The sequence below is a fragment of the Mycobacterium sp. NGS26 genome (assembly GCF_059813025.1).
The window spans coordinates 1-3004 of record NZ_JCALDU010000009.1; the positions used below are offsets into that span (position 1 = coordinate 1).

Annotated in this window: 1 protein-coding gene; it reads left to right on the plus strand. The window is 68.0% G+C overall.

The window, feature by feature from the left end:
* A partial coding sequence (locus tag AC5Y6X_RS24290; protein WP_499989693.1) for a condensation domain-containing protein occupies positions 1-3004 on the plus strand: 3004 nt, incomplete at both ends.

The following is a 3004-nucleotide window of genomic DNA, read 5'->3' on the forward strand; positions in this document are numbered from 1 at the left end:
CCGCGCTGCGCACCCAACTGGCCCAGCGGCTGCCGGCCTACATGGTGCCCGCGGCGATCGTGGCCCTCGACGCGTTGCCGCTGACCGCCAACGGCAAACTGGACACCGCGGCGCTGCCGGCCCCCGACTACACCCCCACCAGCTCCTACCGGGCACCGGCCACCGCGGTCGAAGAGATCCTGGCCGGCATCTACGCCGAAGTCCTCGGACTCGACCGCGTCGGGGTCGACGACTCCTTCTTCGAGTTGGGTGGGGACAGTATTTTGTCGATGCAGGTGGTGGCGCGGGCCCGTGCAGCCGGGGTGGTGTGCAGGCCGCGCGACATTTTCGTCGAGCAGACCGTGGCCGGGCTGGCCCGGGTGGCCGTGGTGGCCGACGGCGCCGGTGAGGTGATCGATGAGGGCGTCGGGCCGGTGCTGGTCACCCCGATCGTGGGCTGGCTGCAGGCCGTGGCGGGCCCGGTCGAGGAGTTCAACCAGACGGTGCTGGTGCAGGCCCCTGCGGGGGTGAGCGAGGCCGATGTGGTGGTGGTGTTGCAGGCCTTGCTGGATCGCCACGCCATGCTGCGGCTGCGTGTTGACCACGACCGCGCGGGCCGGTGGTTGTTACGGGTGCCCGAGGTGGGGTCGGTGGATGCCGGCGGGTGCTTGGACTCGGTGGACGTGTTGTCCGATGAGGCGTTGGTCAAGGCGCGGTCGCGGTTGAACCCTGGCGCCGGGGTGATGCTGTCGGCGTTGTGGGTGGCCTCGACTGGCCAGTTGGCGTTGATCATTCACCACCTGGCCGTTGACGGGGTGTCGTGGCGAATTCTGTTGGAGGACCTCAACATCGCCTGGGCCCAGCACCGCGGTGGACAGCCGGTGGTGTTGGCGGCGGGCGGGACGTCGTTTGCCCGGTGGGCATCGCTGCTGGCTGAATACGCGCACCACCCGCAGGTGATCGAGCAGGCCGACACCTGGCGGCAGGTGGCGGGGACCCCTGCGGTGTTGCCGGCGGTGACACCGGCGGTGGATACCTACGCCAGCGTCGGGCTGTTATCGGCGGCCCTGGATGTCGAGACGACTCGCAGGCTCTTAGGTGAGGTGTCGACGGCGTTTCATGCCGGGGTGCAAGACATTTTGTTGATCGCGTTCGGGTTGGCGTGGGCGGAATTCTTGGGCACCCCCACCGCGCCGATCGGCATCGATGTCGAGGGCCATGGACGCCACGAGGAACTGGGCCCCGATGTGGACCTCTCACGCACCGTGGGCTGGTTTACCAGCAAATACCCGGTGTCGTTGCGGATGGGTGGACAGTCCTGGGCGCAGGTCATCGCCGGGCAGGCCGCGCTGGGGGCGGTGATCAAAGACGCCAAAGAGCAGCTTCGGGCGCTGCCGGACGGTGTGACCTATGGGCTGCTGCGCTATTTGAACACCGAGGTGGAACTGGGCGGGGCTGACCCGCCGATCGGGTTTAACTATCTAGGCCGCCTAGGCGGGCCGGCCGGGCAGGCATCCGAGGATCTGTGGCGCATCAGCCCGGACAGTTTGTCGTTGACCGGCGCCGCCGCGGCGATACCGATGCCGCTGGCCCACACCGTGGAACTCAACGCCGTCACGGTGGACACCGACGCCGGCCCGCAGCTGCACGCCAACTGGATGTGGGCGCCCTCGGTGCTCGATCGCGCGGCGGTCACCCGGCTGAGCCGGTTGTGGTTTGAGGCCCTGACCGGTATCTGCGCGCACGTGCACCAGGGTGGGGGCGGGCTGACCCCATCCGATATCGCCCCGGCCGCTTTGAGCCAGCACCACATCGACGAGCTTGAACGCCGATACCACATCGGGGACGTCCTCCCGCTGACCCCGCTGCAACAGGGGCTGCTGTTTCACACCAGCACCCAAGCTGGCGGCGATGATGTGTATGCGGTGCAGCTGACCATGACGCTGCGCGGACCGCTTGACCCGCACCGGCTGCATGATGCGCTGTCCACGGTGATCAACCGCCATCCCAACCTGGTGGCCCGATTCTGCGACCAGTTCGGTGCGCCAGTGCAAATCATCCCGGCTGATCCCGCACCGGCGTGGCAATACCTCGACCTCGACGGCGCCGGCGCCGGCGCCGTCGAGCGGTTCCAGCAGGTCTGCGCCGCCGAACGCGCCGCGGTCGCCGACCTGGCCGAGCAGCCAGCCTTTCGGGCCGCGTTGATCCGCACCGGCGCAGACCACCACCGGATGGTGCTGACCATCCACCACATCGTGGTCGATGGCTGGTCGCTGCCGATCCTGCTGCGAGAAATCTTCGCCAGCTATCAGCGGCAGCGGCTGGGCGCGGCGGTGCCCTACCGCAGGTTCGTGACCTGGCTGGCCGGTCGCGACCTGCAGGCCGCCCACACGGCCTGGCGCGAGGTGCTCGCCGGGTTTAGCACCCCCACACTGGTCGGCCCGCCAGCCCGGTTAAGCCTCGGCCGCCGAGACGTCGCCTCATTTCAGCTGCCCGAACAAATCACCCGGGCCGTTGGTGAGCTGGCACGCTCGCACCACACCACCATCAACACCGTCTTGCAAAGCGGGTGGGCGCAGCTGCTGATGGGGCTGACCGGCCAGCATGATGTCGCTTTCGGTGTCACCGTCTCAGGCCGCCCCGACGAGGTGCCCGGCGCAGAATCGATGGTGGGCCTGCTGATCAACACCGTGCCGGTGCGCGCGAGCATCACCGCGACAACCACCACCGCCGACCTGCTCGACCAGCTCCAAAACGCCCACAACCACACCCTCGAACACCAGCACCTGGCCCTGGGCGACATGCACCGCATCACCGGTCACGACCAACTGTTCGACACCCTTTTCGTCTACGAAAACTACCCGCTGGACACCGCCGCCTTGCCGGGCGACGACGGGCTAACCCTCACCGAGTTCACCAACCGCGAATACAACCACTACCCCCTCACCGTCCAAGCCCTGCCCGGCACCCAACTAGGCCTGCGCGTCGAATACGACACCGACGTGTTCGACCCGGCCAGCATCGA